This window comes from Pseudomonas fluorescens (assembly GCF_000730425.1).
Lineage (GTDB): Bacteria > Pseudomonadota > Gammaproteobacteria > Pseudomonadales > Pseudomonadaceae > Aquipseudomonas > Aquipseudomonas fluorescens_X.
In genome coordinates, this window is sequence record NZ_CP008896.1 from 3,469,933 (window position 1) to 3,495,354 (window position 25,422).

Annotated in this window: 29 protein-coding genes; 17 read left to right on the forward strand and 12 right to left on the reverse strand. The window is 61.0% G+C overall.

From position 1 onward, the window contains the following. Positions 1-19: 19 nt before the first annotated feature. Positions 20-448: an NINE protein gene (locus tag HZ99_RS15525; RefSeq protein WP_038444139.1), complete on the reverse strand. Its 429-nt coding sequence runs from the start codon at positions 446-448 to the stop codon at positions 20-22. 249 nt (positions 449-697) lie between these two features. Here HZ99_RS15525 and HZ99_RS15530 point away from each other — a divergent pair, with 249 nt between their 5' ends. Then, positions 698-1,336, forward strand: a complete 639-nt coding sequence (locus HZ99_RS15530) for a C40 family peptidase (protein ID WP_038444141.1) — start codon at positions 698-700, stop codon at positions 1,334-1,336. Positions 1,337-1,477: 141 nt separating this feature from the next. On the opposite strand, the gene HZ99_RS15535 is transcribed toward HZ99_RS15530, so the two are convergent. Next, on the reverse strand, positions 1,478-2,512 hold the full coding sequence (locus HZ99_RS15535) for a type IV pilus twitching motility protein PilT (protein ID WP_038444143.1): 1,035 nt from the start codon (positions 2,510-2,512) through the stop codon (positions 1,478-1,480). Positions 2,513-2,569: 57 nt separating this feature from the next. Here HZ99_RS15535 and HZ99_RS15540 point away from each other — a divergent pair, with 57 nt between their 5' ends. The 9 genes from HZ99_RS15540 to HZ99_RS15580 all read left to right on the forward strand — a co-directional run bounded on the left by HZ99_RS15540 (position 2,570) and on the right by HZ99_RS15580 (position 9,229). Beyond that, positions 2,570-3,256: a YggS family pyridoxal phosphate-dependent enzyme gene (locus HZ99_RS15540; protein ID WP_038444144.1), complete on the forward strand. Its 687-nt coding sequence runs from the start codon at positions 2,570-2,572 to the stop codon at positions 3,254-3,256. A gap of 34 nt (positions 3,257-3,290) precedes the next feature. Next, positions 3,291-4,109: a pyrroline-5-carboxylate reductase gene (gene proC, locus HZ99_RS15545; protein WP_038444146.1), complete on the forward strand. Its 819-nt coding sequence runs from the start codon at positions 3,291-3,293 to the stop codon at positions 4,107-4,109. 9 nt (positions 4,110-4,118) lie between these two features. Then, positions 4,119-4,709: a YggT family protein gene (locus tag HZ99_RS15550; protein WP_038444147.1), complete on the forward strand. Its 591-nt coding sequence runs from the start codon at positions 4,119-4,121 to the stop codon at positions 4,707-4,709. Between the two features lie 162 nt (positions 4,710-4,871). Continuing rightward, positions 4,872-6,011, forward strand: coding sequence for a homoserine O-succinyltransferase MetX (metX, locus tag HZ99_RS15555; RefSeq protein ID WP_038444149.1), 1,140 nt, complete (start codon positions 4,872-4,874; stop codon positions 6,009-6,011). Positions 6,012-6,018: 7 nt separating this feature from the next. After that, entirely contained in the window at positions 6,019-6,639 is a 621-nt protein-coding gene (gene metW, locus HZ99_RS15560) for a methionine biosynthesis protein MetW (protein ID WP_029300485.1), read from the forward strand. Between the two features lie 21 nt (positions 6,640-6,660). Continuing rightward, on the forward strand, positions 6,661-7,095 hold the full coding sequence (locus tag HZ99_RS15565) for a DUF4426 domain-containing protein (protein WP_038444151.1): 435 nt from the start codon (positions 6,661-6,663) through the stop codon (positions 7,093-7,095). Then, positions 7,092-7,688, forward strand: coding sequence for an RdgB/HAM1 family non-canonical purine NTP pyrophosphatase (gene rdgB / locus HZ99_RS15570; protein ID WP_038444153.1), 597 nt, complete (start codon positions 7,092-7,094; stop codon positions 7,686-7,688). The genes HZ99_RS15565 and rdgB overlap by 4 nt, the downstream gene beginning before the upstream one ends. Beyond that, complete coding sequence (hemW, locus tag HZ99_RS15575; protein WP_038444155.1) at positions 7,685-8,887, forward strand: radical SAM family heme chaperone HemW; 1,203 nt, start codon at positions 7,685-7,687, stop codon at positions 8,885-8,887. The genes rdgB and hemW overlap by 4 nt, the downstream gene beginning before the upstream one ends. 18 nt (positions 8,888-8,905) lie before the next feature. Next, complete coding sequence (locus HZ99_RS15580; protein WP_029300493.1) at positions 8,906-9,229, forward strand: DUF3392 domain-containing protein; 324 nt, start codon at positions 8,906-8,908, stop codon at positions 9,227-9,229. 138 nt (positions 9,230-9,367) lie between these two features. Here HZ99_RS15580 and trmB read toward each other — a convergent pair whose 3' ends face one another. The 4 genes from trmB to HZ99_RS15600 are packed head-to-tail and all read right to left on the reverse strand — an operon-like array spanning position 9,368 to position 11,605. After that, entirely contained in the window at positions 9,368-10,093 is a 726-nt protein-coding gene (gene trmB, locus HZ99_RS15585; protein ID WP_029300750.1) for a tRNA (guanosine(46)-N7)-methyltransferase TrmB, read from the reverse strand. Positions 10,094-10,102: 9 nt separating this feature from the next. Next, positions 10,103-10,897: a thiazole synthase gene (locus tag HZ99_RS15590; RefSeq protein ID WP_017845016.1), complete on the reverse strand. Its 795-nt coding sequence runs from the start codon at positions 10,895-10,897 to the stop codon at positions 10,103-10,105. 55 nt (positions 10,898-10,952) lie between these two features. Then, on the reverse strand, positions 10,953-11,168 hold the full coding sequence (thiS, locus tag HZ99_RS15595; protein ID WP_038444158.1) for a sulfur carrier protein ThiS: 216 nt from the start codon (positions 11,166-11,168) through the stop codon (positions 10,953-10,955). A 56-nt stretch (positions 11,169-11,224) separates the two neighbouring features. Beyond that, the gene (locus tag HZ99_RS15600) at positions 11,225-11,605 is read right to left on the reverse strand and encodes a DUF423 domain-containing protein (RefSeq protein ID WP_038444160.1); all 381 of its coding nucleotides are present in this window, start codon (positions 11,603-11,605) and stop codon (positions 11,225-11,227) included. A 74-nt stretch (positions 11,606-11,679) separates the two neighbouring features. Here HZ99_RS15600 and mtgA point away from each other — a divergent pair, with 74 nt between their 5' ends. Continuing rightward, positions 11,680-12,402 carry a monofunctional biosynthetic peptidoglycan transglycosylase gene (gene mtgA / locus HZ99_RS15605; protein WP_038444162.1) on the forward strand — a complete coding sequence of 241 codons (723 nt, stop codon included), beginning with the start codon at positions 11,680-11,682 and terminating at the stop codon, positions 12,400-12,402. Positions 12,403-12,552: 150 nt separating this feature from the next. Here the strand turns inward: mtgA and rpoH are convergent, their stop codons facing one another. The 4 genes from rpoH to ftsY all read right to left on the reverse strand — a co-directional run bounded on the left by rpoH (position 12,553) and on the right by ftsY (position 16,636). Further along, complete coding sequence (gene rpoH / locus HZ99_RS15610; protein ID WP_003176698.1) at positions 12,553-13,407, reverse strand: RNA polymerase sigma factor RpoH; 855 nt, start codon at positions 13,405-13,407, stop codon at positions 12,553-12,555. A gap of 114 nt (positions 13,408-13,521) precedes the next feature. Then, positions 13,522-14,544: a permease-like cell division protein FtsX gene (gene ftsX, locus HZ99_RS15615; RefSeq protein ID WP_038444164.1), complete on the reverse strand. Its 1,023-nt coding sequence runs from the start codon at positions 14,542-14,544 to the stop codon at positions 13,522-13,524. After that, entirely contained in the window at positions 14,541-15,212 is a 672-nt protein-coding gene (gene ftsE, locus HZ99_RS15620; protein ID WP_003213784.1) for a cell division ATP-binding protein FtsE, read from the reverse strand. The genes ftsX and ftsE overlap by 4 nt, the downstream gene beginning before the upstream one ends. Continuing rightward, on the reverse strand, positions 15,209-16,636 hold the full coding sequence (gene ftsY, locus HZ99_RS15625; RefSeq protein ID WP_038444166.1) for a signal recognition particle-docking protein FtsY: 1,428 nt from the start codon (positions 16,634-16,636) through the stop codon (positions 15,209-15,211). The genes ftsE and ftsY overlap by 4 nt, the downstream gene beginning before the upstream one ends. A 341-nt stretch (positions 16,637-16,977) precedes the next feature. Here ftsY and HZ99_RS15630 point away from each other — a divergent pair, with 341 nt between their 5' ends. From HZ99_RS15630 to HZ99_RS15645, 4 genes are all read left to right on the forward strand, one after another. After that, on the forward strand, positions 16,978-18,333 hold the full coding sequence (locus tag HZ99_RS15630; RefSeq protein WP_038444168.1) for a M16 family metallopeptidase: 1,356 nt from the start codon (positions 16,978-16,980) through the stop codon (positions 18,331-18,333). Then, positions 18,326-19,816, forward strand: coding sequence for a M16 family metallopeptidase (locus tag HZ99_RS15635; RefSeq protein ID WP_038444170.1), 1,491 nt, complete (start codon positions 18,326-18,328; stop codon positions 19,814-19,816). Before HZ99_RS15630 ends, HZ99_RS15635 begins: the two co-directional genes overlap by 8 nt. Further along, entirely contained in the window at positions 19,816-20,430 is a 615-nt protein-coding gene (rsmD, locus tag HZ99_RS15640) for a 16S rRNA (guanine(966)-N(2))-methyltransferase RsmD (RefSeq protein WP_038444172.1), read from the forward strand. Before HZ99_RS15635 ends, rsmD begins: the two co-directional genes overlap by 1 nt. Positions 20,431-20,526: 96 nt before the next feature. Beyond that, a complete protein-coding gene (locus tag HZ99_RS15645; protein ID WP_038444174.1) occupies positions 20,527-21,525 on the forward strand; it encodes a hydrolase in 999 nt (332 codons plus the stop codon). A 55-nt stretch (positions 21,526-21,580) separates the two neighbouring features. Here HZ99_RS15645 and HZ99_RS15650 read toward each other — a convergent pair whose 3' ends face one another. Beyond that, positions 21,581-22,435: a sulfurtransferase gene (locus tag HZ99_RS15650; RefSeq protein ID WP_038444176.1), complete on the reverse strand. Its 855-nt coding sequence runs from the start codon at positions 22,433-22,435 to the stop codon at positions 21,581-21,583. A gap of 33 nt (positions 22,436-22,468) precedes the next feature. Next, positions 22,469-23,140 (reverse strand): TetR/AcrR family transcriptional regulator, encoded by a 672-nt coding sequence (locus tag HZ99_RS15655; protein ID WP_029300622.1) that lies wholly within the window; start codon positions 23,138-23,140, stop codon positions 22,469-22,471. Positions 23,141-23,287: 147 nt separating this feature from the next. On the opposite strand from HZ99_RS15655, the gene HZ99_RS15660 reads away from it, so the two are divergent. Further along, complete coding sequence (locus HZ99_RS15660; protein WP_038444179.1) at positions 23,288-24,715, forward strand: coniferyl aldehyde dehydrogenase; 1,428 nt, start codon at positions 23,288-23,290, stop codon at positions 24,713-24,715. 28 nt (positions 24,716-24,743) lie between these two features. Further along, the gene (locus tag HZ99_RS15665; protein ID WP_038444181.1) at positions 24,744-25,289 is read left to right on the forward strand and encodes a hypothetical protein; all 546 of its coding nucleotides are present in this window, start codon (positions 24,744-24,746) and stop codon (positions 25,287-25,289) included. The last annotated feature ends 133 nt before the right edge of the window (positions 25,290-25,422 follow it).

A 25,422-nucleotide genomic window follows, 5' to 3' on the forward strand; every position in this document is an offset into this window, starting at 1 on the left:
CTCACAAGGCTGGAGATGATCAGCGACCGCCCAGGCGCTCGGCATTGCGGATCGAAACCTGCGTGTTCAGCGTCCAGAAGTCATACAGCACGCCAAGCAGGAACAAGCCGCCCGTCACCAGGTACAGCAGGCCGGTGAGCCATTTGCCCTGATACATGCGGTGCAAGCCAAACACCCCAAGAAACGCCAACAAAATCCAGGCCACGTTGTATTCAATAGGCCCTGCGGTAAAACGCAGGTCGGCTTCGCGGTCCATGGCCGGGATCAAAAACAGGTCGATCAACCAGCCAATCCCCAGCAAGCCAAAGGTGAAGAACCAGATCGTCCCGGTCACCGGCTTGCCGTAATAAAAGCGATGGGCCCCGGTAAATCCGAAGATCCAGAGCAGGTAACCGATCATCTTGCTGTGAGTGTCCTGCTGCGAAACATCCTGTCGATAGGTGTTCATGAATGACCTCTTTTGCCTCGATAGATAAATATTTCTGGTTTCTTTGTGACTTTTTTACAGGCACCCGACGTACGGCAAATGTTATCGTCGCTTCCCTCAAACCCTTATGCCACCTGACTTGTGTAGGACAATTGCGGCAGTTCGTCGCGGTTTTCCTGATTTTGACGTCAAGGTTCAGTCGACAAACGGCCTGAGAAAGACACTAAAAGCTGTTATAAAGTTGCGCGCAAACCAACAAGAGCCTGCCTGATGCGACCATTTTTAAAGACATGGCTAACCATTTGCCTATTGATGCCACTGGCCGCCCACGCCACCAATCGTGAGCAACGACTTCCGAACGTTAATGGTTTCACTCCTAAAGCCCATACCACTACTACCAGCTCCGCCAAATCGGTAAAGCTCACCGTCAAGCGCCCGGCTCAAGTGAGCAAGGCCAACGTTAAAGCAGTTCCCGGCCTGGTAGCGAGCAATAACCAGCAAAGCAGCAAAGTCTTGAGCCGTGCGGTCAACGTGCTCGGCACCCCTTATCGTTGGGGCGGCAGCAGCCCAAGTAAAGGCTTTGATTGCAGCGGCCTGGTGAAATACGCCTTCAATGACGTGGCTGCGGTGGACTTGCCACGCACCTCCAATGCCATGGCCAGCGGCCACGGGCAGAAGGTCGATCGCAAGGACTTGAAGCCCGGCGACCTGTTGTTCTTCAAGCTCAAGAGCCGCCAGGTCAATCATGTTGCCATCTACCTAGGCAATGACCGCTTTATCCACGCGCCGCGTCGTGGCAAGTCGGTCAGCATCGACACCCTGAAAAAGCCGTTCTGGAACAAGAACTACGTGATTGCCAAACGCGTGCTGCCTAAAGAGCAGAACAACCTGCGGATTGTGCAACGCTGATTCAAGGCTGAAATGCGGTAAAAACATGTGGGAGCGGGCTTGCTCGCGAATGCAATAGATCAGCCACCAAAGAGGGTGACTGACACACCGCATTCGCGAGCAAGCCCGCTCCCACGTTTGATTTTTATTGCCCGCAAGACCTCACATGTCGGTAGGCACCCTCGCCTTCTGCTGCGCCTCTTCCCGGCTGACGACCCCTTCCCCGACCAACCCCTTCAAGCTCATATCCAAGGTCTTCATCCCCAACGCCCCACCGGTCTGGATCGCCGAGTACAGCTGCGCCACCTTATCCTCACGGATCAGGTTACGGATCGCCGGCGTGCCCAACATGATCTCATGGGCCGCCACGCGCCCGCCGCCGACTTTCTTCAGCAAGACCTGGGAAACCACCGCTTGCAGCGACTCCGAGAGCATCGCGCGGACCATGGCCTTCTCCCCCGCCGGAAACACATCCACCAGCCGATCCACGGTCTTCGCCGCCGAGTTAGTGTGCAAGGTGCCAAACACCAAGTGCCCGGTTTCAGCAGCCGTCAGGGCCAGGCGGATGGTTTCCAGGTCGCGCAACTCGCCCACCATGATCACATCCGGGTCTTCGCGCAAGGCGGAGCGCAGGGCGGTCGAGAAGCAGTGGGTGTCGCGATGCACCTGGCGCTGGTTGATCAGTGCCTTGCGCGACTCATGGACAAATTCGATGGGATCCTCAAGGGTCAGGATGTGCCGGTGGCGGGTGCTGTTGAGGTAATCGATCATCGCCGCCAGGGTGGTGGACTTGCCCGACCCCGTGGCGCCGGTCACCAGCACCAGCCCCTTGGGCAGCTCGGCGATACGCCGGAATATATCGCCCAGCCCCAGGGTTTCCAGGCCCTGGACCCGGGACGGAATCGCACGAAACACCGCGCCCATTCCCCGGTGTTGCTGGAACACGTTGGCGCGAAAGCGCGCGACGCCCGGTAATTCGAAAGAAAAATCCGTTTCAAGAGACGTTTCGAAATCCTTTTGTTGGTGTTTATTGAGGAGCGGGCTGAGCAAGTCCGCAACTTGCGTAGCACTCAGTAATGGCCAATCGAGTGGCACAACCTCGCCATCGACTCTCATCCTCGGCGCCAACCCTGCCGACAGATGCAGGTCGGAGGCGCCCCGGCTGACGCTTGCGGCCAGCAGTTCAGTGATATCCATAGGGCTATCCATTTCCAGTAGAATGCCGCGGACTCCATATCCGCGGGTGCAACTTTAATGTCGACCATAGCAGACAATATCGGCCTGGTTACCGAGCGGATCCGTGCCGCAGCCCAGGCCGCGCAACGGGATGCAACCAGCGTGCACTTGCTGGCGGTGAGCAAGACCAAACCCGCGCAAGCCGTGCGCGAAGCCTATGCCGCCGGAATGCGCGACTTCGGCGAGAACTACTTGCAGGAAGCCCTTGGCAAACAAGCCGAATTAACCGACCTGCCCTTGAGTTGGCACTTTATCGGCCCCATTCAATCGAACAAGACGCGCGCTATCGCCGAGCATTTCGCTTGGGTGCACTCCGTGGATCGCCTGAAGATCGCCCAACGCCTGTCCGAGCAACGCCCGGCCGACCTGCCGCCGCTCAATATCTGCATTCAGGTCAATGTCAGTGGCGAAGCCAGCAAATCCGGCTGTACACCGGCCGATCTGCCAGCGCTGGCCGAAGCGATCCAGGCCCTGCCCCGTTTGAAGCTGCGGGGCTTGATGGCGATTCCCGAGCCCACCGACGACCGTGCGGCACAGGATGCGGCGTTCGCGACCGTGCGTGACTTGCAAGCGAGACTGGACTTGGGGCTCGACACACTTTCCATGGGCATGAGCCATGACCTTGAGTCGGCCATTGCCCAAGGGGCCACCTGGGTGCGGATCGGTACCGCCCTGTTTGGTGCCCGCGACTACGGCCAGCCATGAAAATGGCTGACTTCCATCTGAGTAAGGAGCTGTCATGAGCAGCACGCGTATAGCCTTTATCGGCGCCGGTAACATGGCGGCCAGCCTGATCGGCGGCCTGCGGGCCAAGGGCCTGGAAGCTTCGCAGATTCGTGCCAGCGACCCAGGCGCCGAGACCCGCGCCCGGGTGAGCGCCGAGCACGGCATCGAAACCTTTGCCGACAATGCCGAGGCCGTCCAGGGCGTCGACGTGATCGTGCTGGCAGTCAAGCCACAGGCCATGAAGGCCGTGTGCGAGGCCTTGCGCCCAAGCCTGGCACCGCAGCAACTCGTGGTATCGATAGCCGCCGGCATCAACTGCGCCAGCATGAACAACTGGCTCGGCGCCCAGCCCATCGTGCGCTGCATGCCTAATACGCCATCACTGCTGCGCCAGGGTGTCAGCGGCCTCTACGCCACCGCCCAAGTGAGCGCCGGGCAACGCGAGCAGGCCGAGGAGCTGTTGTCAGCCGTGGGCGTGGCCCTGTGGCTGGACGAAGAACAGCAACTGGACGCCGTCACCGCCGTGTCCGGCAGTGGCCCGGCGTATTTCTTCCTGTTGGTCGAAGCCATGACCGCTGCGGGCGTGAAGTTGGGCCTGCCGCGGGAAATCGCCGAGCAACTGACCCAGCAGACCGCCCTCGGCGCCGCGCATATGGTGGTGTCCAGTGATGTGGATGCGGCCGAGTTGCGCCGTCGCGTGACATCGCCCAATGGCACCACTCAGGCGGCCATCGAATCATTCCAGGCCGGGGGCTTTGAAGCCCTGGTCGAAAAAGCACTGGGTGCCGCCGCGCACCGCTCGGCCGAACTTGCCGAACAACTGGGTCAATAAGGAGCCAATATGATTGGTTTGAACACCGCAGCCGTTTACGTACTGCAAACCCTCGGCAGTCTTTACCTGCTGATCGTGCTGTTGCGCTTTGTCCTGCAACTGGTACGCGCCAACTTCTACAACCCGCTCTGCCAATTCGCCGTGAAGGCCACCCAGCCGCTGCTCAAGCCGTTGCGCCGGGTGATCCCGAGCCTGTTCGGCCTGGACATGTCGTCGCTGGTGCTGGCGATCCTGGTCCAACTGGCGTTGATGGCCCTGACGCTGTTGCTGACCTACGGCACCATGGGCAACTTCCTGCAGCTGCTGGTCTGGGCCGTGATCGGCGTGACCGCGCTGTTCCTGAAGATTTTCTTCTTCGCCCTGATCATCAGCGTGATCCTATCCTGGGTCGCGCCAGGCAGCCACAACCCTGGCGCCGAATTGGTCAACCAGATCTGCGAGCCGGCCCTGGCGCCGTTCCGCAAGATCCTGCCCAACCTGGGCGGCCTGGATATCTCGCCGATCCTCGCGTTCATGGTGCTCAAGCTCCTGGATATGCTGGTCATCAACAACCTGGCAGCAATGACCATGATGCCGGACATCCTGCGCCTGCTGATCTGACCATTGCAGGAGCCGGCTTGCCGGCGATGGCACCTGCAAAAACGCCATCGCCGGCAAGCCGGCTCCTACACAAACAAGCGGGCATCCGCCGGGACAAGGTTCGCTTGCCGCTAGCCCCCCCTCTCTTTAGACTTACGCCTCATTTAAACGAGAGCAGGGTCGATGCCAGCTGCCTTCCCCCCCGATTCTGTTGGACTGGTCGTGCCCCAAGTGGCGCACTTCAGCGCCCCCCTGGCCCTGGCCTGCGGTCGATCGCTGCCGGCCTATGATCTGATCTATGAAACCTACGGTGAGTTGAACGCCACGGCCAGCAATGCCGTGCTGATCTGCCACGCCCTGTCCGGGCATCATCACGCCGCCGGCTACCACAGCGCCGACGAGCGCAAGCCCGGCTGGTGGGACAGCTGCATCGGCCCCGGCAAGCCCATCGACACTCACAAATTCTTTGTGGTCAGCCTGAACAACCTCGGCGGCTGCAATGGCTCCACCGGCCCCAGCAGCCTCAACCCCGAAACCGGCAAACCGTTTGGCGCCGATTTCCCGGTGCTGACCGTGGAGGACTGGGTGCACAGCCAGGCACGCCTGGCCGACGTGCTGGGCATCCGGCAATGGGCCGCGGTGATTGGCGGCAGCCTGGGCGGCATGCAGGCCCTGCAATGGACCATCACCTACCCCGACCGTGTGCGCCATTGCCTGGCGATTGCCTCGGCCCCCAAGTTGTCGGCGCAGAACATCGCCTTCAACGAAGTGGCGCGCCAGGCGATCCTCACCGACCCCGAGTTCCACGGCGGCTCGTTCCAGGAAGCCGGGGTGATCCCCAAGCGCGGCTTGATGCTGGCGCGGATGGTCGGGCATATCACCTACCTGTCGGATGACTCCATGGGCGAGAAATTCGGCCGTGGGCTCAAGAGCGAGAAGCTCAACTACGACTTCCACAGTGTCGAATTCCAGGTCGAAAGCTACCTGCGTTACCAGGGCGAGGAGTTCTCCGGGCGTTTCGACGCCAACACCTACCTGCTGATGACCAAGGCCCTGGACTACTTCGACCCGGCGGCAAACTTTGATGACGACCTGGCGAAGACCTTCGAGGGCGCCACGGCCAAGTTCTGCGTGATGTCGTTTACGACCGATTGGCGCTTTTCCCCAGCCCGTTCCCGCGAACTGGTGGACGCGCTGATGGCCGCGCGCAAAGACGTGTGCTACCTGGAGATCGATGCACCGCAAGGCCACGACGCCTTCCTCATCCCGATCCCGCGCTACCTGCAGGCGTTCAGCAATTACATGAACCGCATTACATTGTGAGAAAGCCATGAGAGCCGACCTGGAAATCATCCAAGACTGGATCCCCGCCGGCAGCCGCGTGCTCGACCTGGGTTGCGGCGATGGCGAACTGCTGAGCTGGCTGCGCGACAACAAGCAAGTCACCGGCTACGGCCTGGAAAACGACCCGGACAACATCGCCCAGTGCGTGGCCAAGGGCATCAACGTGATCGAGCAGGACCTGGACAAGGGCCTGGGCAACTTTGCCAGCAACAGCTTCGACATCGTGGTGATGACCCAGGCCCTGCAGGCAGTGCACTACCCGGATCGGATCCTCGACGAGATGCTGCGCGTCGGCCGCCAATGCATCATCACCTTTCCCAACTTCGGGCACTGGCGCTGCCGCTGGTACCTGGCCACCAAGGGCCGCATGCCAGTATCGGATTTCCTGCCGTACACCTGGTACAACACGCCCAATATCCACTTCTGCACCTTCGAGGACTTCGAAGCGCTGTGCAGTGGGCGCGAAGCCAAAGTCATCAACCGCCTTGCCGTCGATCAACAGCACCGTCACGGCTGGGCAAGTAAGCTATGGCCTAATCTTCTAGGTGAGATCGGGATTTATCGGGTCAGCAGTCCTGGCCTGACCGACCATCAAATTGCCGTCTAACCATTTTCGAGGAGGACGATCATGAGTCGCCTGGCTATTTTTCTACTCACCGCCTGCCTGGGCGCCAGTGCCATGGCCGCCGGCCCTATCGACAGTAATCGGCAGAAGGCGTTTGGTGATATCACCGTGCACTACAGCACCTTCACCTCCAGCTTCCTGCAGCCCGAGACGGCCCAGGCCGTGGGTGTGGTACGCAGCAAGAACAAGGGCATGATCAATGTCTCGGTGATCAAGGGCGTGGAACCCGTGGCGGCGCAAGTGACCGGCACGATCAAGGACTTGACCGGCAAGAGCGAAATGCTGACGTTCAAGCAAATCACCGAAAAAGGCGCGATCTACTACCTCGCCCCCTATTCGGTGCCGCAGCAGGAATTCCGCACCTTTACCATCAATGTTGAAACCGGCGGCAAGGCCCACGGTTTCAATTTCACCCAAGAACTGTTCCCGGCCGAATGATGAACCTGACACAACTCGTACTGGCCAGCCATAACGCCGGCAAACTCAAGGAACTCCAGGCCATGCTCGGCGAATCGGTGCAATTGCGCTCGATTGGCGAGTTCAGCCAGGTGGAGCCGGAGGAAACCGGCCTGTCGTTCGTCGAAAACGCCATCCTCAAGGCCCGCAATGCCTCGCGCATTTGCGGCCTGCCGGCATTGGCCGACGATTCAGGCCTGGCGGTAGACTTCCTCGGCGGCGCTCCTGGCATCTATTCGGCGCGCTATGCCGACGGCAAAGGCGACGCGGCGAACAACGCCAAGCTGCTGGACGCCCTCAAGGGTGTGCCGGATGCCGAGCGCGGCGCGCAGTTTGTCTGTGTGCTGGCGCTGGTGCGACATGCCGACGATCCGCTGCCGATCCTTTGCGAAGGCTTGTGGCACGGGCGCATCCTGCATGCCGCCAGCGGCGAGCATGGCTTTGGCTATGACCCGCTGTTCTGGGTGCCAGAGCGTAATGTGTCCAGCGCCGAACTGAGCCCGGCCGACAAGAACCAGATCAGTCACCGCGCCCGTGCAATGGATTTGCTGCGCCAGCGTCTGGGCGTGAAATGACCCAGAACACCTCCGCGCAGCCACTGATCCTCGGTGGCGCGCAAACACCTCGGGCGGCCCTGCCCCATTTGCCGCCCCTGGCGCTCTACATCCACATCCCGTGGTGCGTGCGTAAATGCCCCTATTGCGACTTCAACTCCCACACCGCCAGCAAGGTGCTGCCGGAGCAAGAGTATGTCGACGCGTTGCTGGCAGATCTGGATCAAGATCTGCATGCGGTGTATGGCCGCCCGTTGAGCTCGATCTTCTTTGGCGGCGGCACGCCCAGCCTGTTCAGTGCTGCTGCGCTGGGCCGGCTCCTGGAAGGGGTGGAGCAACGCATCCCGTTTGCCTGCGATATCGAGATCACCCTGGAAGCCAACCCAGGTACCTTTGAGCAAGAGAAGTTCGTCGCCTACCGCAAGCTGGGGATCAATCGCCTGTCCATCGGCATCCAGAGCTTCCAGCAGGAAAAACTCCAGGCCCTGGGGCGTATCCACAACGGCGACGAAGCCATACGCGCCGCCGGTATGGCACGCCAGGCCGGGTTCGACAACTTCAACCTGGACCTGATGCACGGCTTGCCCAACCAATCCCTGGACGACGCCCTGGGCGACCTGCGCCAGGCGATCGCGCTCAAACCGACCCATCTGTCGTGGTACCAACTGACCCTGGAACCCAACACCGTCTTCTGGAACCAACCGCCGACGCTGCCGGAAGACGATACCCTGTGGGATATCCAGGAAGCCGGCCAGGCCCTGCTCGCCGAACACGGTTACGCGCAATATGAAGTCTCGGCCTACGCCCAACCGGGCCGGTCCGCACGACATAACCTCAATTACTGGAGCTTTGGCGATTTTATTGGCATCGGCGCCGGCGCCCACGGCAAGCTCAGCCATCCAGACGGGCGCATCGTACGCACCTGGAAAACCCGCGCACCAAAGGACTACCTCAACCCGGCGAAAAACTTTCAGGCCGGAACGAAAGAGCTGACCAATGAAGAGTTGCCTTTCGAGTTCCTGATGAACGCCCTGCGCCTGACCGATGGCGTAGAAGCCAAACTGTATGCCGAGCGCACCGGCCTGGACCTGGCCAGCCTGGATGAAGCCCGCACGGATGCCGAACAAAGTGGCTTATTGCAGGTCGAACCGTCACGCCTGGCGGCTACGGACCGCGGGCAACTCTTTCTCAATGACCTGCTGCAGAAGTTTTTGAGCTGATCGCTCTAAGGAAATCGAATGGATCTGGTACTCGACCTGCTCGCCACCGTATCCCGCTGGAGCCGTAGCAACCTGTCGGAAATATCCCTGGCGCTGGTAGGCTGCCTGCTGGTGCTGTTTGGCGCCGATATCAAGGGCTGGGTCGAGGCGCGCCTGGGCAATATCGCCGGCGCCTTGCGCGTACCGCTGATGGCCCTGCTGTGCATGATCGGCAGCGGTGCGGCGTTGATCTACGCTACGCCTTGGATTGTGCGGGGCTTGAGCCAGTTCAATAACTACAGCCTGGCGCCGGTGCTGTTGGTGGTGCTGGTACTGATTGGCGTGGTTGCCGACCGCCGCTGACTAAAAGCCCACCACAAAACAACTGTAGGGGCTGGCTTGCCAGCGATGCAGGCACCTCGGTACATCAGTGATACCGATGTGATGCTATCGCCGGCAAGCCGGCCCCTACAGTTGAGCGCATTTCAGCTTTCTGGCTGTTTACGCCAGCTTCTCGAACTTCAAATCCCAAACCCCATGCCCCAGCCGCTCGCCACGGCGCTCGAACTTGGTGATCGGGCGTTCCGCCGGGCGCGGTACGCATTGGCCATCTTCTGCCAGGTTGCGATAGCCAGGAGCGACGTTCATCACCTCCAGCATATATTCCGCATAGGGCTCCCAGTCGGTGGCCATGTGCAGGATGCCACCGACCTTGAGCTTGCTGCGGACCAGTTCCGCGAAGGACGCCTGGACAATGCGGCGCTTGTGGTGACGGCTCTTGTGCCATGGATCCGGGAAAAACAGCATCAGGCGGTCGAGGCTGTTGTCGGCGATGCAGCGGTTGAGCACCTCGATCGCGTCGCAGTCATAGACCCGCAGGTTTTTCAGGCCCTGGGTCAACACGCCGTTCAGCAGTGCACCCACACCCGGCCGGTGGACTTCAACGCCGATAAAGTCTTGCTCGGGCGACGCTGCGGCCATTTCCAGCAGGGAATGGCCCATGCCGAAGCCGATTTCCAGAGAGCGCGGGGCCGAACGGCCGAACACCTGGTCGAAGTCCACCGGCGCATCGGCCAGGGGCAGGACGAACAACGGCGTGCCTTGGTCCAGGCCTTTTTGCTGGCCTTCAGTCATGCGCCCGGCACGCATCACAAAGCTCTTGATACGGCGGTGCTTGGACTCGTCGCCTTCTTCCACGGGGTTCGGCGTTTCGTTTGATTCAGTCATCAATGGCTCTTACTTGATCAGACCATCCAGCGGCGAGGAGGCGCTGGCGTAAAGTTTTTTCGGCATACGCCCGGCGAGGTACGCCAGGCGGCCGGCGACAATCGCGTGTTTCATGGCTTCGGCCATCATGATCGGTTGTTGTGCGTTGGCGATGGCCGAGTTCATCAGCACCGCTTCGCAGCCCAGCTCCATGGCAATGGTGGCATCGGACGCGGTGCCGACACCGGCATCCACCAGCACCGGGATCTTGGCTTCTTCGAGGATGATCTGCAGGTTGTACGGATTGCAGATCCCCAGGCCAGTGCCGATCAGGCCGGCCAGCGGCATGACCGCGATGCAGCCGATTTCGGCCAGTTGGCGGGCGATGATCGGGTCATCGCTGGTGTAGACCATCACGTCGAAACCTTCCTTGACCAGGGTTTCGGCGGCCTTGAGGGTTTCGATCACGTTGGGGAACAGGGTTTTCTGGTCCGCCAGCACTTCCAGTTTCACCAGGTTGTGGCCGTCGAGCAGCTCACGGGCCAGGCGGCAGGTGCGCACGGCTTCGATGGCGTCGTAGCAGCCGGCAGTGTTGGGCAGGATGGTGTAGCGGTCCGGCGGCAGGATATCCAGAAGGTTCGGTTCGCCCGGGTTCTGGCCGATATTGGTGCGGCGTACGGCCACGGTCACGATTTCGGCGCCCGAGGCTTCGATAGCCAGGCGGGTTTCTTCCATGTCGCGGTACTTGCCGGTGCCTACCAGCAAACGCGACTGGTAGGTGCGACCGGCCAGGACGAAGGGCTTATCGCTACGAACGATGCTCATGGGAAATCCTCGAGTTGGGGTGAGGTTCTGCAGAATTCGGGTAGTAGCCCCAAGGCTAGCCGCCGCCGATGGCGTGGACCACTTCGACCTGATCGCCTTCGGCGAGGGCGGTTTCGGTGTGCTGGCTACGCGGGACGATATCCTGGTTGAGCTCCACTGCGACGCGACGTTCAGTCAGTTCCAGACGGGTCAGCAGGGCCGCGACGGTTTCGCCGTCGGGCAGTTCATAGAGTTCGCCGTTCAATTGAATGCGCATGCCACGGGCCGCCATCGTTTTTAGGGGCCAGCATTCTAGCCTGATCGTGACCTGAAGGTCAGCTACAAGCGTCAGGCGGTCAGTTGCAGGCGCCAGGCAGCTAGCCCCAGGCACAGCCAGCCAATCAGGAACGCCAGGCCGCCAAACGGCGTGACGATCCCCAACTTGCCAATGCCGATGGTGGTCAGCAGGTACAGACTGCCGGAGAACAACAGGATACCGACGCTGAACGACACCCCGGCCCACATCACCAGGCGCCCGGGAATATGCGCCGCCAGCAACGCCACGCCAAACAGCGCCAGGGCATGCACCAGTTGGTAGGTCACGCCGGTATGGAAAATTGCCAGGTATTCGGCAGTCAGGCTTTTTTTCAGGCCGTGGGCGGCAAACGCGCCGAGGGCAACACCGGTAAAGCCGAAAAAAGCAGCCAACATCAGAAAGCCACGCAGCATGAGGAACTCCAGTCAGATTCAAGGGGCCGGGTCTGTATAATGGCCCGCTCAACGGGTTCGGCCAAGCCATCTCTATGCTGCGTGTCCTCTTCAGTCGTGTTCTCAAAATCGTGAAATGGTTTGTCATCGGCAGTGTTTTGCTGGTGCTGCTGTTTCGTGTCGTCCCGCCGCCCTTCACGGCGCTGATGGTCGAGCGCAAGATCGAGTCCTGGATCGACGGCGAGCCCATCGACCTGCAACGCACCTGGGTGGCGTGGGATGAGATCTCCGACGACCTGAAAATGGCGGTGATGGCCGGCGAGGACCAGCGCTTCCCGCAGCATTGGGGCTTTGATTTCGGTGCGATCCAGGCCGCCCTGTTGCATAACGAGCGCGGCGGCTCGATTCGTGGTGCCAGTACGCTGAGCCAGCAGGTGTCGAAGAATCTGTTCCTGTGGACCGGCCGCAGTTATTTGCGCAAGGGCCTGGAAGCCTGGTTCACCGGGCTGATCGAGATCTTCTGGCCTAAGCAGCGGATTCTTGAGGTGTACCTCAACAGCGTGGAATGGGACGAAGGGGTATTTGGCGCAGAGGCAGCGGCCCGGCATCACTTTGGAGTGAGCGCAAAGGGGCTTTCGCGGCAACAGGCCAGCTACCTGGCAGCAGTGCTGCCTAATCCACGGGTGTGGAGTGCCAGCCATCCCACGGCGTATGTGGCACGGCGGGCAGCGTGGATTCGTCAGCAGATGGGGCAGTTGGGCGGCACCGGCTATTTGAATGAGCTGAACAAAACCCGCCAGGCGCCGTGGTCCAACTGACACCACACAAAACCTGTAGGAGCCGGCTTGCCGGCGATAGCGGTGTATCAGACAGATCGCCATCGCCGGCAAGCCGGCTCCTACAGGGCCACACAAACAAAAATGCCCCGATCTTTCGATCAGGGCATTTTTTTGGTCGTTCGCTGCGTGTTAGGCGGCGATCGACAGTTTCAGCTTGTTCATCGCGCTTTTCTCAAGCTGACGAATCCGCTCGGCCGACACGTTGTACTTTTGCGCCAGGTCGTGCAGCGTGGCTTTTTCTTCTGCCAGCCAGCGCTGGTAGAGGATGTCACGGCTGCGGTCGTCCAGCACTTCCAGTGCTTCGTGCAGGTTGTGGTTGGAGTTGTCGCTCCAATCGGCATCTTCCAGTTGACGCGCCGGGTCGTACCGGTGGTCTTCCAGGTAGTTGGCCGGCGATTGGAAAGCACTGTCGTCGTCCGCTTCAGCGGCCGGGTCGAAGGCCATGTCATGGCCGGTCAGGCGACTTTCCATCTCACGCACTTCCCGAGGCTCCACGCCGAGGCTTTCGGCCACGCGGTGGACTTCCTCGTTGTTCAGCCACGCCAGGCGCTTCTTCTGGCTGCGCAGGTTGAAGAACAATTTGCGCTGGGCCTTGGTGGTCGCCACTTTCACGATGCGCCAGTTGCGCAAGATGAACTCGTGGATTTCCGCCTTGATCCAGTGCACAGCGAACGAGACCAGGCGCACACCCATTTCCGGGTTGAAGCGCTTTACAGCCTTCATCAGGCCGACGTTGCCTTCCTGGATCAGGTCAGCCTGGGCCAGGCCGTAGCCGCTATAGCTACGGGCGATATGTACGACAAAACGCAGGTGGGCGAGCACCATCTGCCGAGCCGCCCCCAAATCCTGCTCATAGTAGAGACTCTCGGCCAGTTCACGCTCCTGCTCGGGCGTCAGCAAAGGAATGCTGTTGACCGTGTGCACATAGGCTTCCAGGTTCGCGCCTGGGACCAGAGCATAAGCAGGTTGCAAAGAAGTGGTCATACGAAAAAACCTCCGACTCACATAACTCGTGCAGTTCAGCACTGCGAAAATTGACCGGAAACCGTAGGACAAGTTCCCTATAAACGCTGAAAGGTCAATACAAGCAAAAAGACACTATTTCGGCGCCAGCTCCCTGAGATGGCGTGCGACTGCGATCCATGCACCGATATAACCCAACAACACTGCGCCAAGCAAGAGTGATAGACCATCGGCAGCGGGCACGCCAGCCAAGGCAAAGTCACTGCCATACAAACCGGCCAGGCCGACTACCGCGTCGTTCAGCCAATCCAGGCCAAACGCCAATACGCCCCAGGACAGAATCCCCGCACCGAAGCCATAAAGCGCGCCCATGTACAGAAAAGGACGGCGCACATAGCTGTCTGTGCCGCCCACCAGTTTAATCACTTCTATCTCGGTGCGACGGTTTTCAATATGAAGACGAATGGTATTGCCTATCACCAAAAGTAATGCAGAAACCAGCAACACCGTCAGGCCGAAGACAAACCGGTCGCCCAGCTTGAGAATCGCCGCCAGACGCTCGACCCAGACTAAATCAAGCTGCGCCTGTTGTACCTTGGGCAATTCAGCCAATTTTTGTCTTAATGCTTCAAGGGCCGTCTTGTCGATTTCATTCGGCGTCACCAGCACCACACCCGGCAACGGGTTCTGCGGCAACTCCTTGAGCGCCTCGCCCAGACCGGATTGTTGCTGGAACTCTTCCAGCGCCTGGTCGCGACTGATGTACTCGGCATCCGCCACGCCCGGCAGGTTCTTGATCTGCTCGCGCAAGGCCTCGCCTTCAGTGGCACTGGCATCCAGTTGCAGGTACAGGGAAATCTGCGCCGCGCGCTGCCAGGAACCGCCCAGGCGCTCGACATTATTAAGCAACAATGACAAACCCATCGGCAGGCTCAACGCCACTGCCATCACCAGGCAGGTGAAAAAACTGCCAATCGGCTGCTTGCCCAGGCGACGCAAGCTGTCCACCAGGCTGGCGCGATGGCTTTCGACCCAGGCGTGCAGCAAGGTGCTGAAGTCAGGGCCGTCATCCTCATCGCGTTTCTTTTTCTGTGGCTGAGGGTCGGCCGCTTTCGGCGCTACTCGCTCGGAGACTTTAGGGCTGCGGGTGGCACTCATACGCCGGCCTCCCCATCACCAATCAGGCGGCCGCGCTGCAGGGTCAGCATGCGATGGCGCATGCGCGCGATCAATGCCAGGTCGTGGCTGGCAATCAGCACGCTGGTGCCCAGGCGGTTGATGTCTTCAAAGACGCCCATGATTTCCGCGGCCAGGCGAGGGTCGAGGTTACCGGTGGGTTCGTCCGCTAGCAGCAAGGCCGGGCGATGGACGATGGCGCGGGCAATGCCGACACGCTGTTGCTGGCCGGTGGACAGGTCGCCGGGATACAGGTCGGTCTTGTCCGACAGCGCTACACGCTCCAGGGCAGAATCCACACGCTTGACGATTTCGGCCTTGGACAGCCCGAGGATCTGCAATGGCAGGGCGATATTGTTGAACACCGTGCGATCGAACAGCAATTGGTGGTTCTGGAACACCACGCCGATCTGCCGGCGCAGGAACGGGATCTGTGCGTTGCTGATAGTGGCCAGGTCCTGGCCCGCCAGCAGCAGTTTGCCAGTGGTTGGGCGCTCCATGGCCAGCAACAGGCGCAGCAAGGTACTTTTGCCGGCGCCGGAATGACCGGTGACAAACAGGAACTCGCCACGGCGCACCCGGAAACTCAGCTCATGCAAGCCCACATGCCCGTTGGCGTAGCGCTTGCCCACCTGCTCAAAACGAATCATGAACGCTCCCGCTCGGCAAACAGTGCCTGGACAAAGGGCTCAGCCTCAAACGTGCGCAGGTCATCAATACCTTCGCCAACACCGATATAACGAATCGGCAGCCCGAACTGTTTAGCCAGGGCGAAAATAACCCCACCTTTGGCCGTGCCATCGAGCTTAGTCAACGCCAGGCCAGTCAGTTGCACGGTCTGATTGAATTGCTTGGCCTGACTGATCGCGTTCTGCCCGGTACCGGCGTCCAGCACCAACAGCACCTCGTGCGGCGCATCGGCGTCAAGCTTGCCCATCACCCGGCGGACTTTCTTCAACTCTTCCATCAGGTTGTCTTTGGTATGCAGGCGACCGGCGGTATCGGCGATCAGCACATCGATGTTGCGGGCCTTGGCGGCCTGCACCGCGTCGAAGATCACCGAGGCGGAGTCGGCGCCGGTGTGCTGAGCGATCACCGGGATCTTGTTGCGCTCGCCCCATACCTGCAATTGCTCCACGGCAGCGGCGCGGAAGGTATCACCGGCGGCGAGCATGACTTTCTTGCCTTCCAGCTGCAGCTTCTTCGCCAGCTTGCCGATGGTGGTGGTCTTGCCGGCGCCGTTGACGCCGACCACCAGGATCACGAAGGGTTTTTTCTCGGTAATCACCAGCGGTGCTTCCACTGGCTTGAGCATGGCGGCCAGTTCGGCCTGCAATGACTTGTAAAGCGCGTCGGCGTCAGTGAGCTGCTTGCGCGCGACCTTCTGGGTCAGGCTCTGAATGATCACGCCGGTGGCTTCGACGCCCACGTCAGCGGTCAACAGGCGAGTCTCGATATCTTCGAGCAACTCGTCATCAATGATTTTCTTGCCCAGGAACAGGCTGGCCATGCCTTCGCCGATGCTGGCGCTGGTTTTGCTCAGGCCTTGCTTGAGGCGAGCGAAGAAGCCGGTCTTGCTGGTTTCAACAGGTACGGCGACAGGCTCGGCAACCACGGCAAGGGGCTCGGCAACTACGGGCTCGACCACCCGCAGGGCCGGCTCAAGCACGACTGGCTGGGGCTCGACGGCTACTTTTAGCGGCTCGACAAACACGGGGATCGGCGGTGCTACGTGCTCGGCCTGCACATCCTCGACCAGCGCGACAGGCTCCTCAGCCACAGGCAATGACGGCCATGGCTTGTGCTCCGGCTCCGGCTCCGGCGCAACCTCCACCACCGGCTGCAAGACCGGCTCGGCGGCAGGCAACACCACCGGCGCCGGCACCTCGACGACAGGCTCGGCCACCGGTTCAATCACAGGTTCCGCCTGTAAAACAGGCTCGGGCACGGGCTCAGGTTGGGCTTGCGGCTGTTCGACGACGGTTTCCTGCGGCTTTTTGCGCAGCCATCCGAACAGGCCTTTTTTCTCGCCAGCCGCAGCTGGGCTCTTCTTGTCGTCGTTGGAACCAAACATGGAGGACGGCTATCTCACGGTAGCGACGCGCCAAGGTGGCGCCTCGGTAAATAATATTCGATGCGCAACAGACTGTTTTTTAGCCAGCTTGTTCATGCGCAGCATTTTGTGAGGCGTGAATACAGCCTCAACAAATCGATTCAATATAGGACTGAAGCGATAAAATCGGCGAAAAGCGGATTAAAAACGGGGAAACCCACCGATAACTCCATCTTTACGACGACTGGATCCGAAACGATATGACAGCCGCAGTGGCCGCCGCTAATACGGATCAGTATCCTAGCACCTCCTCGCCCGCCGACGCTAAGACCAAGCGGGCAGCCCAACAGGTTAAAAAACGAATGAATGCTCTAGCCCGCCGCGCCGCAGGCCTGCTGCTCAGCACAGTTTGTCTGCCCCTTTCAGCCTTGGCTGCCGCCCCTCAACCCACCCATGAATTCACCCTGGACAACGGCCTCAAGGTTGTCGTGCGCGAAGACCATCGCGCCCCGGTGGTGGTCTCGCAGGTCTGGTACAAGGTCGGCTCCAGCTATGAAACCCCTGGCCAGACCGGCCTGTCCCACGCCCTGGAACACATGATGTTCAAGGGCAGCTCCAAGACCGGCCCCGGCGAAGCCTCCCTGATCCTGCGTGATCTGGGCGCCGAAGAAAACGCCTTCACCAGCGACGACTACACCGCCTACTACCAAGTACTGGCCCGCGACCGCCTGGGCGTTGCCCTGGAGCTGGAAGCCGACCGCATGGCCACCCTGCGCTTGCCAGCCGATGAGTTCAGCCGCGAGATCGAAGTCATCAAGGAGGAGCGCCGCCTGCGCACCGATGACAATCCGATGTCCAAGGCCTTCGAACGCTTCAAGGCCATGGCCTACCCGGCCAGTGGCTACCACACGCCGACCATTGGCTGGATGGCCGACCTGGATCGCATGAAGGTCGAGGAACTGCGCCACTGGTACCAATCCTGGTACGTGCCGAACAACGCCACCCTGGTGGTGGTCGGCGACGTGACCCCGGACGAGGTGAAAACCCTGGCCCAGCGTTACTTCGGCCCGATTCCAAAACGTGACGTGCCACCCGCGAAAAAACCCCTGGAGCTGGCCGAGCCAGGCGAGCGCCTGCTGACCATGCATGTACAGACCCAGTTGCCGAGCGTCATCCTGGGCTTCAATGTCCCAGGCCTGGCCACCGCCGAAGACAAACGCTCGGTCAACGCCCTGCGCCTGATCTCGGCGTTGCTCGATGGCGGCTACAGCGCACGCATCCCGAGCCAGCTGGAGCGCGGTGAAGAATTGGTGTCCGGCGCCTCGACCAGCTACGACGCCTACACCCGCGGCGACAGCCTGTTCACCTTGAGCGCCACACCCAACCAGCAGAAGAAGAAAACCATGGCCCAGGCAGAAGCCGGGCTCTGGCGCCTGCTGGATGAACTCAAGGCCAAGCCACCCACCGCAGAAGAGCTGGAACGCATCCGCGCCCAGGTCATTGCCGGCGTGGTCTACGAGCGCGACTCCATCACCAGCCAGGCCACGGCCATCGGTTCCCTGGAAACGGTCGGCCTGTCGTGGAAACTCATGGACACCGAGCTTGCCGAGCTGCAAAGCGTGACGCCCGAGGACATCCAGAAGGCTGCGCGTATGTATTTCACCCGCGAACGCCTGAGTGTCGCCCATGTCCTGCCCGAGGAGACCACTCATGAGTGATCGCAAAAACAATCGCCTGGTGCTGCCCGGCCTGATCGTCGTAACCCTGGTGGCGGCGGTCGCGGTGTATATCGGTCGCCCGGACGAATCCGTCGCCAGCCCGGAACTGGAGCAGGCCAAATCCAGCACGCCCCTGCAATCCTTGGCAGAGCTGGACGGCAAGAGACCGACCAACCGCGAACTCAACGTGCAGACGTGGCGTACCGCCGAAGGCGCCAAGGTGCTGTTCGTCGAAGCCCACGAATTGCCGATGTTCGACATACGCGTCCTGTTCGCGGCCGGCAGCAGCCGGGACGGCAACACGCCGGGCCTGGCCCTGCTGACCAACGCCATGCTCAATGAAGGTGTGCCGGGCAAAGACGTGGGGCAAATTGCCGCCGGCTTTGAAGGCCTGGGCGCCGAGTTCAGCAACGGCTCCTTCCTCGATATGGCGCTGGTGTCGTTGCGTAGCCTCAGTAGCACCGATAAGCGCGAGGCCGCCCTGACACTGTTTGACCAGGTAATCGGCCAGCCGACCTTCCCTGCCGACTCCCTGGCGCGGATCAAGAACCAGCTGCTGGCCGGCTTCGAGTACCAGAAACAGAACCCGAGCAAGCTGGCAGGTATCGAGTTGTTCAAACGCCTGTACGGTGATCACCCCTATGCCCATTCGAACGAGGGCACGCCCGAGAGCATTCCGGCCATCACCCAGGCACAGTTGAAGGCATTCCACGCCAAGGCCTACGCCGCTGGCAACGCGGTGATCGCTCTGGTCGGCGACTTGTCCCGGGCCGAGGCCGAGGCCATGGCGGCTAAAGTGTCCGCATCCCTGCCCAAAGGCCCGGCGCTGGCGAAGATCGTCGAGCCGACCGAACCCAAGGCCGGCCTGAGCCACATCGAGTTTCCATCCAAGCAGACACACCTGATGCTCGCACAACTGGGCATCGACCGCGCCGACCCGGACTACGCAGCCCTGTCCCTGGGCAACCAAATTCTTGGCGGCGGTGGCTTTGGCACCCGCCTGATGAGCGAAGTACGCGAGAAGCGCGGCCTGACCTACGGCGTCTACTCGGGCTTCTCGCCGATGCAGGTGCGTGGCCCCTTCATGATCAACCTGCAGACCCGCGCCGAAATGAGCGGCGGCACCTTGCGCCTGGTGGAGCAAGTGCTGGCCGACTACCTCAAGACCGGACCGACGCAAAAAGAACTGGATGACGCCAAGCGCGAACTGGCTGGCAGATTCCCGCTGTCCACCGCGAGCAACGCCGATATCGTCGGGCAATTGGGGGCCATGGGCTTCTACAACCTGCCGCTCAATTACCTGGAAGACTTCATGCAGCAATCCCAGGCCCTGACCGTCGAACAGGTCAAGGCCGCACTGAACAAGCACTTGAGCAGCGATAAAATGGTGATCGTGACCGTAGGTCCCACCATCGCGCAAAAGCCACTACCGCCCCCCACTGATAAACCTGCCGAGCAGCCGCTCGGGGTTCCGGAGCATTAATGGCTAGCCCATCGCGCCCTAAAAAACCTGTCCACAACGTTCATAACGGTGTGGGCCAACTGCGCATCATTGGCGGTCAATGGCGCAGCCGCAAGCTGAGCTTCCCCGATGTAGTGGGTCTGCGTCCGACGCCGGACCGAGTCCGTGAAACCCTGTTCAACTGGCTCGCACCGTACATCGAAGGGGCCAAGGTGCTTGACCCGTTCGCCGGCAGCGGTGCGTTGTTCCTGGAGTCCCTGTCCCGTGGCGCAGCCCTGGGCCAAGCCCTGGATGCGAGCAACGTGGCGGTGTCCAGCCTGCGCGAACACCTGGGCACCCTGCGCTGCACCACCGGTCACGTACAGACAGCCGATGCCCTGCGCTACCTGGAAACCCAGCCGGCCAGTGCATTCGACGTGGTGTTCCTCGACCCGCCGTTCAACCAGAACCTGTTGCCGACAGTCTGCACGCTGCTGGAAGAGCGCCAATGGCTGGCCGATGACGCGTGGGTCTACACCGAAAGCGAAGCGGCGCCTTCGACCCTGGGCCTGCCGGGCAACTGGCGCCTGCACCGCGAGCAAAAATCCGGGCGGGTGTATTACGCGTTGTGGCAACGCACGGCTCTGGCCCACTAAAACGCTGTAGGCGCGGACTTATCTGCGGGATGCCGGGAGGAACCCGGTGAGCTTGAGCCCTTCGCGGGCAAGCTCGCGCTTACAGGGCAGGTATTCATGACACCGCTAGCCAACCGCTTCATCCCTGCCTTTGGACTCGGCAACCCACATCTGCAAACGTTGTGGGGGCCGCTCTGGCGCCCCACCACCCACCTCGAGCGCCAGCGCGAACGGCTGTGGCTGGAAGATGGCGACTTTCTCGACCTCGATTGGCATGGCCCGCACGATCCGCATAGGCCCTTGGTGCTGGTGCTGCATGGGCTGACCGGCTCGTCCAACTCACCCTACGTCGCCGGCCTGCAAAAGGCCCTGGCCAGCCAAGGTTGGGCCAGCGTTGCGCTAAATTGGCGTGGTTGTTCCGGTGAACCCAACCTGCTGGCTCGCAGTTATCACTCCGGCGCCAGTGAAGACCTGGCAGCCACTATCGCGCACCTGCGGGCCAAGCGCCCGTTGGCGCCGCTGTATGCCGTGGGTTACTCCCTGGGCGGAAACGTGCTGCTCAAGCACTTGGGCGAAACCGGCGACGACTCTGGCCTGCAAGGTGCGGCGGCGGTATCGGTGCCGTTTCGCCTGGACCAGTGCGCCGACCGCATCGGCCTGGGGTTTTCACGGGTCTATCAGAAGCACTTCATGCGCGAGATGCTCGGTTATATCCGGGTCAAGCAGCGCCAGTTCCTGCAGGATGGGCGTGAAGAGGCGCTCAAGACCCTGGCCGAACTGGGCTCGCTGGAAAAAATGCGCACGTTCTGGGATTTTGATGGGCGCGTCACCGCACCGTTGCATGGTTATCTGAGCGCCGCGGACTATTACCGGCGAGCATCGAGTCGCTACTTCCTCGGGGCCATTCATACGCCGACGCTGATCATCCAGGCGGCGGATGATCCTTTCGTGTTTGCCCACAGCTTGCCCGAGACCAGCGAACTGTCGGACTGCATCGAGTTTGAGTTGCAGGCCAAGGGCGGGCATGTGGGGTTTGTCGATGGTTCGCTGAAGCAGCCGGGGTACTACCTGGAGCGGCGGATTCCGCAGTGGCTGTTGTCGCAACTCGGTCAGTAATGTGGGAGCTGGCAAGCCAGCTCCCACATTGGATTGGGTCTACAGGCCCGGCAACTCAATCGCCGGTTGCGATTTGTCGCTGCGGATCATTGATCCACTCACTCCACGACCCCGCATACAATTTGCCCAGCGGATACCCCGCCAGGCTCAGAGCAAACAGGTTGTGACACGCCGTCACACCCGAGCCGCAATACGCCACCAACTCGTCTGGCGAACGGCCTTGTAGCTTGTCGGCAAAACGCTGCTTGAGCTGCGCCGCCGGCAAGAAGCGTCCGTCACTGCCCAGGTTCTCGTTAAACGCCGCACATTGCGCGCCAGGAATATGCCCGGCAATCGGATCGATGGGCTCCACCTCACCACGAAAACGCGGCAAGGCACGGGCGTCGATCAACGTCAGGCCGGGCTGGCCGAGGCGCTTTTGCAAGTGTTCGGCGTCCAGCAGCAGATGATTGTCCGGTGTTGCGGCAAAGGTGCCGGGCTCGATCTTCGGTGCATCCAGGCTCAAAGGGAAACCAGCGGCATGCCATGCCTTCAGCCCACCGTCGAGGATCGACACGCCGTCGCGCTTGCCCAGCCACACCAGCAGCCACCAGGCACGGGCGGCAAACGCGCCAGGGCCGTCGTCATACAGCACGATCTCGCTATCGGCATTGATGCCCCAGGCCTGCAACTGCTGGGCCAGCACCTGAGGCGCCGGCAGCGGATGGCGACCGGTCACACCCTTGGTCACCGGCCCGCTGAGATGGCGCTCCAGGTCCGCATACTGCGCGCCCTCGATATGCCCCTCGGCATAGCTGCAACGCCCGTAGTCCGGGTCTTCCAGGGCGAAACGGCAATCGAGGATGACTAAGCCTGCGTGCTTCTGGCGTTCGGCCAGTTGTTGCGGGCTGATCAGTTGCGCAAGCGGCATAACGGACTCCTGGAAATACGTTCGGGAAAGGGCCTACTTCACTTCTTCCAGTGCCTGACTTAACGGCACGTAAAACTCCTTGAACAACGCGTCCACGGCCTCTTTGGCCTGCGGCGTGATAAACCCGGCCTCCAGCACCAGCACCTGGTACACCCCACGCTTGATCGCCTCGGCACTCAGGTGTGCAGAGTTCTCGTTGGTGGTGCACAAAAAACGCACCCAGGAGGTGAGGATAATCCAGGCATTGAGGGTCAGGGCTTCGGTCTGCACCGGGTCCATATTCAGGATCCCCGCCTCGACAAACCCCCGGTAAATCGCACCGCCCTGGATCAGACAACGTTGGGAGAAACGCCGGTAACCGGTGGCCAGTTCCGGGTCGCTTTCCAACAGGTGCTCAAGGTCACGGTGCAAAAAGCGGTAGCGCCACATGCCCGCCAGCACCGCCTGCAGGTAGAAGCGCTTGTCTTCGACCACCATGGCGCGTCCCTGGGGCGGGCGCAGGAAGCTGTCCACCAGGGCTTCGTACTCGCGAAACAGCACTGCGATGATCGCCTGCTTGTTCGGGAAGTGGTAGTACAGGTTGCCCGGGGATATTTCCATGTGGGCGGCAATATGGTTGGTGCTGATGCTGCGCTCACCCTGCTGGTTGAACAGCTCCAGGCTGGTTTGCACAATGCGTTCGCTGGTCTTTACTCGTGGTGCCATGGGGGATCGGCTTCTTGAATCCTAATGCAAACATCTTACGGTCTATCCTTGCCAGGATAAAACTGCCTGTTGCTGCAAAGGCATTTGACAAAATAGAGCAATAACTCTAAAAACGCAGGTATTCCAATAACAATCGGGAACTGCGCCATGTCTGCCAACGTTGCCTACCTGCAAGATTCCCAGGCGCTGGACCAACTCCAGGACCTGTTCGCTGCCCAGCGCCGCGCCTACGCGGCCAATCCGATGCCGCCAGCGGCGCAGCGCCAGCAGTGGCTCAAGGCCTTGCGCGACCTGCTCAGCGATGAGCGCCAGGCGCTGATCGAGGCCATCAGCAACGATTTCAGCCATCGCAGCGCCGATGAAACCCTGTTCGCCGAACTGATGCCCAGCCTGCACGGCATCCACTACGCCAGCAAACACCTCAAGGGCTGGATGAAACCGTCGCGCCGCGCTGTAGGTATAGCCTTCCAGCCGGCGTCTGCCAAAGTTATCTATCAGCCCCTGGGCGTTATCGGGGTGATCGTGCCCTGGAACTATCCGCTGTACCTGGCCATCGGCCCGCTGGTCGGTGCGTTGGCGGCCGGCAACCGGGTGATGCTCAAGCTCAGCGAATCCACCCCGGCCACCGGCCAGTTGCTCAAGGCCTTGCTGGCAAAAATCTTCCCCGAAGACTTGGTGTGTGTGGTGCTCGGCGAAGCGGAAGTGGGCATGGCGTTTTCCAGGCTGCCTTTCGATCACCTGCTGTTCACCGGTGCCACCAGTATCGGCAAGCACGTCATGCGCGCCGCCGCCGAACACCTGACCCCAGTCACCCTGGAGCTGGGTGGCAAATCCCCGGCCATTGTTTCGGCCGACGTGCCTCTGAAAGACGCCGCCGAACGGATCGCGTTCGGCAAGGCGCTGAATGCCGGGCAAACCTGCGTGGCGCCGGACTACGTGCTGGTTCCTGAAGACCGTGTGGAGGGTTTCGTCGAGGCCTATACCCAGGCAGTGCGCGGGTTTTATCCGACCTTGGCCGACAACCCGGACTACACCGCCATCATCAACGAGCGACAGCTCGCCCGGCTCAATGCCTACGTCAAGGATGCCACCGACAAGGGCGCGACCCTGGTCCCACTCTATGACCAGGGCCAGGCCCGGCGCATGGCCCATAGCCTGCTACTGAATGTCAGCGATGAAATGACCGTGATGCAGGACGAGATTTTCGGCCCAGTGCTGCCCATCGTGCCCTATCGCGGGATCGACCAGGCCTTTGCCTACATCAACCAACGCCCTCGCCCGCTGGCGCTGTATTACTTCGGCTATAACAAGACCGAACAGAATCGCGTGCTCCACGAGACCCACTCTGGAGGTGTGTGCCTGAATGACACCCTGCTGCACGTGGCCCAGGACGATATGCCATTTGGCGGCATCGGCCCTTCAGGCATGGGCCACTACCACGGCCATGAAGGTTTCCTCACCTTCAGCAAGGCCAAGGGAGTGCTGATCAAGCAGCGCTTGAATGCGGCCAGGCTGATTTACCCGCCGTATGGCAAAGCCATCCAGAAACTGATCCAGAAGCTGTTCGTGCGCTAAAACCGTTACCACTGGGACAATAATAAAAATGAACCCTAGCCTGACTGAATCACCTGCGCTGTCACGGCGCGGCGTCTTGAAAATCGGCCTGTGCGCCAGTGCCTTCCTGGCGACCGCGGGCCTTGGCGCCAGCCTCAGCGGCTGCTCCAGCAGCACCCCCGCCAGCGGTTTTGCCATGCTGCGCAACAGCGACCTGCCGTTTTTGCGCGCGATAATCCCGGTGTTGCTGGAAGGCGCGGCCAGCGCCGAGGTCGTGGCAGCAGGCCTTGAAGACACCCTGAAAAAACTCGATTACAGCCTGCTGCACCTGTCGCCGGAGATGTTCAAGCTGACCCAGCAGCTGTTCGATGTGCTGGGCATGGCCGTCACCCGTGGCCCGCTGACCGGCATCTGGGGCAGTTGGGAAAACGCCAGCAGCGAACAGATCCGCAACTTCCTGCAGCGCTGGGAAAACAGCTTCCTCAACCTGCTGCGCATGGGCCAGGGTTCGCTGCTCAAGCTGGTGATCATGGCCTGGTATTTCCGGCCCGAATCCTGGGCCCATTGCGGCTACCCCGGCCCACCCCAAATCTAGCCTTGAGAACCCAATCAAATGTAGGAGCAGGCTTGCCGGCGATAGCGCTAACCCTGACACACCGCGCCGCCCGGATCGCCAGCACGCCGGCTCCTACACGTCATGACCGCTGATAAAAATAAGAGAACAAGCT

What these genes read in the sequence shown, in the direction of transcription:
- rpoH (WP_003176698.1), bottom strand. Translation starts at nt 13,407, where the DNA reads ATGACCACTTCTTTGCAACCTGCTTATGCTCTGGTCCCAGGCGCGAAC.
- ftsX (WP_038444164.1), bottom strand. Translation starts at nt 14,544, where the DNA reads ATGAGTGCCACCCGCAGCCCTAAAGTCTCCGAGCGAGTAGCGCCGAAA.
- HZ99_RS15650 (WP_038444176.1), bottom strand. Translation starts at nt 22,435, where the DNA reads ATGCCGCTTGCGCAACTGATCAGCCCGCAACAACTGGCCGAACGCCAG.
- metX (WP_038444149.1), top strand. Translation starts at nt 4,872, where the DNA reads ATGCCAGCTGCCTTCCCCCCCGATTCTGTTGGACTGGTCGTGCCCCAA.
- HZ99_RS15580 (WP_029300493.1), top strand. Translation starts at nt 8,906, where the DNA reads ATGGATCTGGTACTCGACCTGCTCGCCACCGTATCCCGCTGGAGCCGT.
- mtgA (WP_038444162.1), top strand. Translation starts at nt 11,680, where the DNA reads ATGCTGCGTGTCCTCTTCAGTCGTGTTCTCAAAATCGTGAAATGGTTT.
- trmB (WP_029300750.1), bottom strand. Translation starts at nt 10,093, where the DNA reads ATGACTGAATCAAACGAAACGCCGAACCCCGTGGAAGAAGGCGACGAG.
- rdgB (WP_038444153.1), top strand. Translation starts at nt 7,092, where the DNA reads ATGATGAACCTGACACAACTCGTACTGGCCAGCCATAACGCCGGCAAA.
- metW (WP_029300485.1), top strand. Translation starts at nt 6,019, where the DNA reads ATGAGAGCCGACCTGGAAATCATCCAAGACTGGATCCCCGCCGGCAGC.
- hemW (WP_038444155.1), top strand. Translation starts at nt 7,685, where the DNA reads ATGACCCAGAACACCTCCGCGCAGCCACTGATCCTCGGTGGCGCGCAA.
- HZ99_RS15635 (WP_038444170.1), top strand. Translation starts at nt 18,326, where the DNA reads ATGAGTGATCGCAAAAACAATCGCCTGGTGCTGCCCGGCCTGATCGTC.
- HZ99_RS15665 (WP_038444181.1), top strand. Translation starts at nt 24,744, where the DNA reads ATGAACCCTAGCCTGACTGAATCACCTGCGCTGTCACGGCGCGGCGTC.
- HZ99_RS15540 (WP_038444144.1), top strand. Translation starts at nt 2,570, where the DNA reads ATGTCGACCATAGCAGACAATATCGGCCTGGTTACCGAGCGGATCCGT.
- HZ99_RS15590 (WP_017845016.1), bottom strand. Translation starts at nt 10,897, where the DNA reads ATGAGCATCGTTCGTAGCGATAAGCCCTTCGTCCTGGCCGGTCGCACC.
- HZ99_RS15535 (WP_038444143.1), bottom strand. Translation starts at nt 2,512, where the DNA reads ATGGATATCACTGAACTGCTGGCCGCAAGCGTCAGCCGGGGCGCCTCC.
- thiS (WP_038444158.1), bottom strand. Translation starts at nt 11,168, where the DNA reads ATGGCGGCCCGTGGCATGCGCATTCAATTGAACGGCGAACTCTATGAA.
- ftsE (WP_003213784.1), bottom strand. Translation starts at nt 15,212, where the DNA reads ATGATTCGTTTTGAGCAGGTGGGCAAGCGCTACGCCAACGGGCATGTG.
- HZ99_RS15600 (WP_038444160.1), bottom strand. Translation starts at nt 11,605, where the DNA reads ATGCTGCGTGGCTTTCTGATGTTGGCTGCTTTTTTCGGCTTTACCGGT.
- HZ99_RS15530 (WP_038444141.1), top strand. Translation starts at nt 698, where the DNA reads ATGCGACCATTTTTAAAGACATGGCTAACCATTTGCCTATTGATGCCA.
- rsmD (WP_038444172.1), top strand. Translation starts at nt 19,816, where the DNA reads ATGGCTAGCCCATCGCGCCCTAAAAAACCTGTCCACAACGTTCATAAC.
- proC (WP_038444146.1), top strand. Translation starts at nt 3,291, where the DNA reads ATGAGCAGCACGCGTATAGCCTTTATCGGCGCCGGTAACATGGCGGCC.
- ftsY (WP_038444166.1), bottom strand. Translation starts at nt 16,636, where the DNA reads ATGTTTGGTTCCAACGACGACAAGAAGAGCCCAGCTGCGGCTGGCGAG.
- HZ99_RS15550 (WP_038444147.1), top strand. Translation starts at nt 4,119, where the DNA reads ATGATTGGTTTGAACACCGCAGCCGTTTACGTACTGCAAACCCTCGGC.
- HZ99_RS15655 (WP_029300622.1), bottom strand. Translation starts at nt 23,140, where the DNA reads ATGGCACCACGAGTAAAGACCAGCGAACGCATTGTGCAAACCAGCCTG.
- HZ99_RS15525 (WP_038444139.1), bottom strand. Translation starts at nt 448, where the DNA reads ATGAACACCTATCGACAGGATGTTTCGCAGCAGGACACTCACAGCAAG.
- HZ99_RS15645 (WP_038444174.1), top strand. Translation starts at nt 20,527, where the DNA reads ATGACACCGCTAGCCAACCGCTTCATCCCTGCCTTTGGACTCGGCAAC.
- HZ99_RS15630 (WP_038444168.1), top strand. Translation starts at nt 16,978, where the DNA reads ATGAATGCTCTAGCCCGCCGCGCCGCAGGCCTGCTGCTCAGCACAGTT.
- HZ99_RS15660 (WP_038444179.1), top strand. Translation starts at nt 23,288, where the DNA reads ATGTCTGCCAACGTTGCCTACCTGCAAGATTCCCAGGCGCTGGACCAA.
- HZ99_RS15565 (WP_038444151.1), top strand. Translation starts at nt 6,661, where the DNA reads ATGAGTCGCCTGGCTATTTTTCTACTCACCGCCTGCCTGGGCGCCAGT.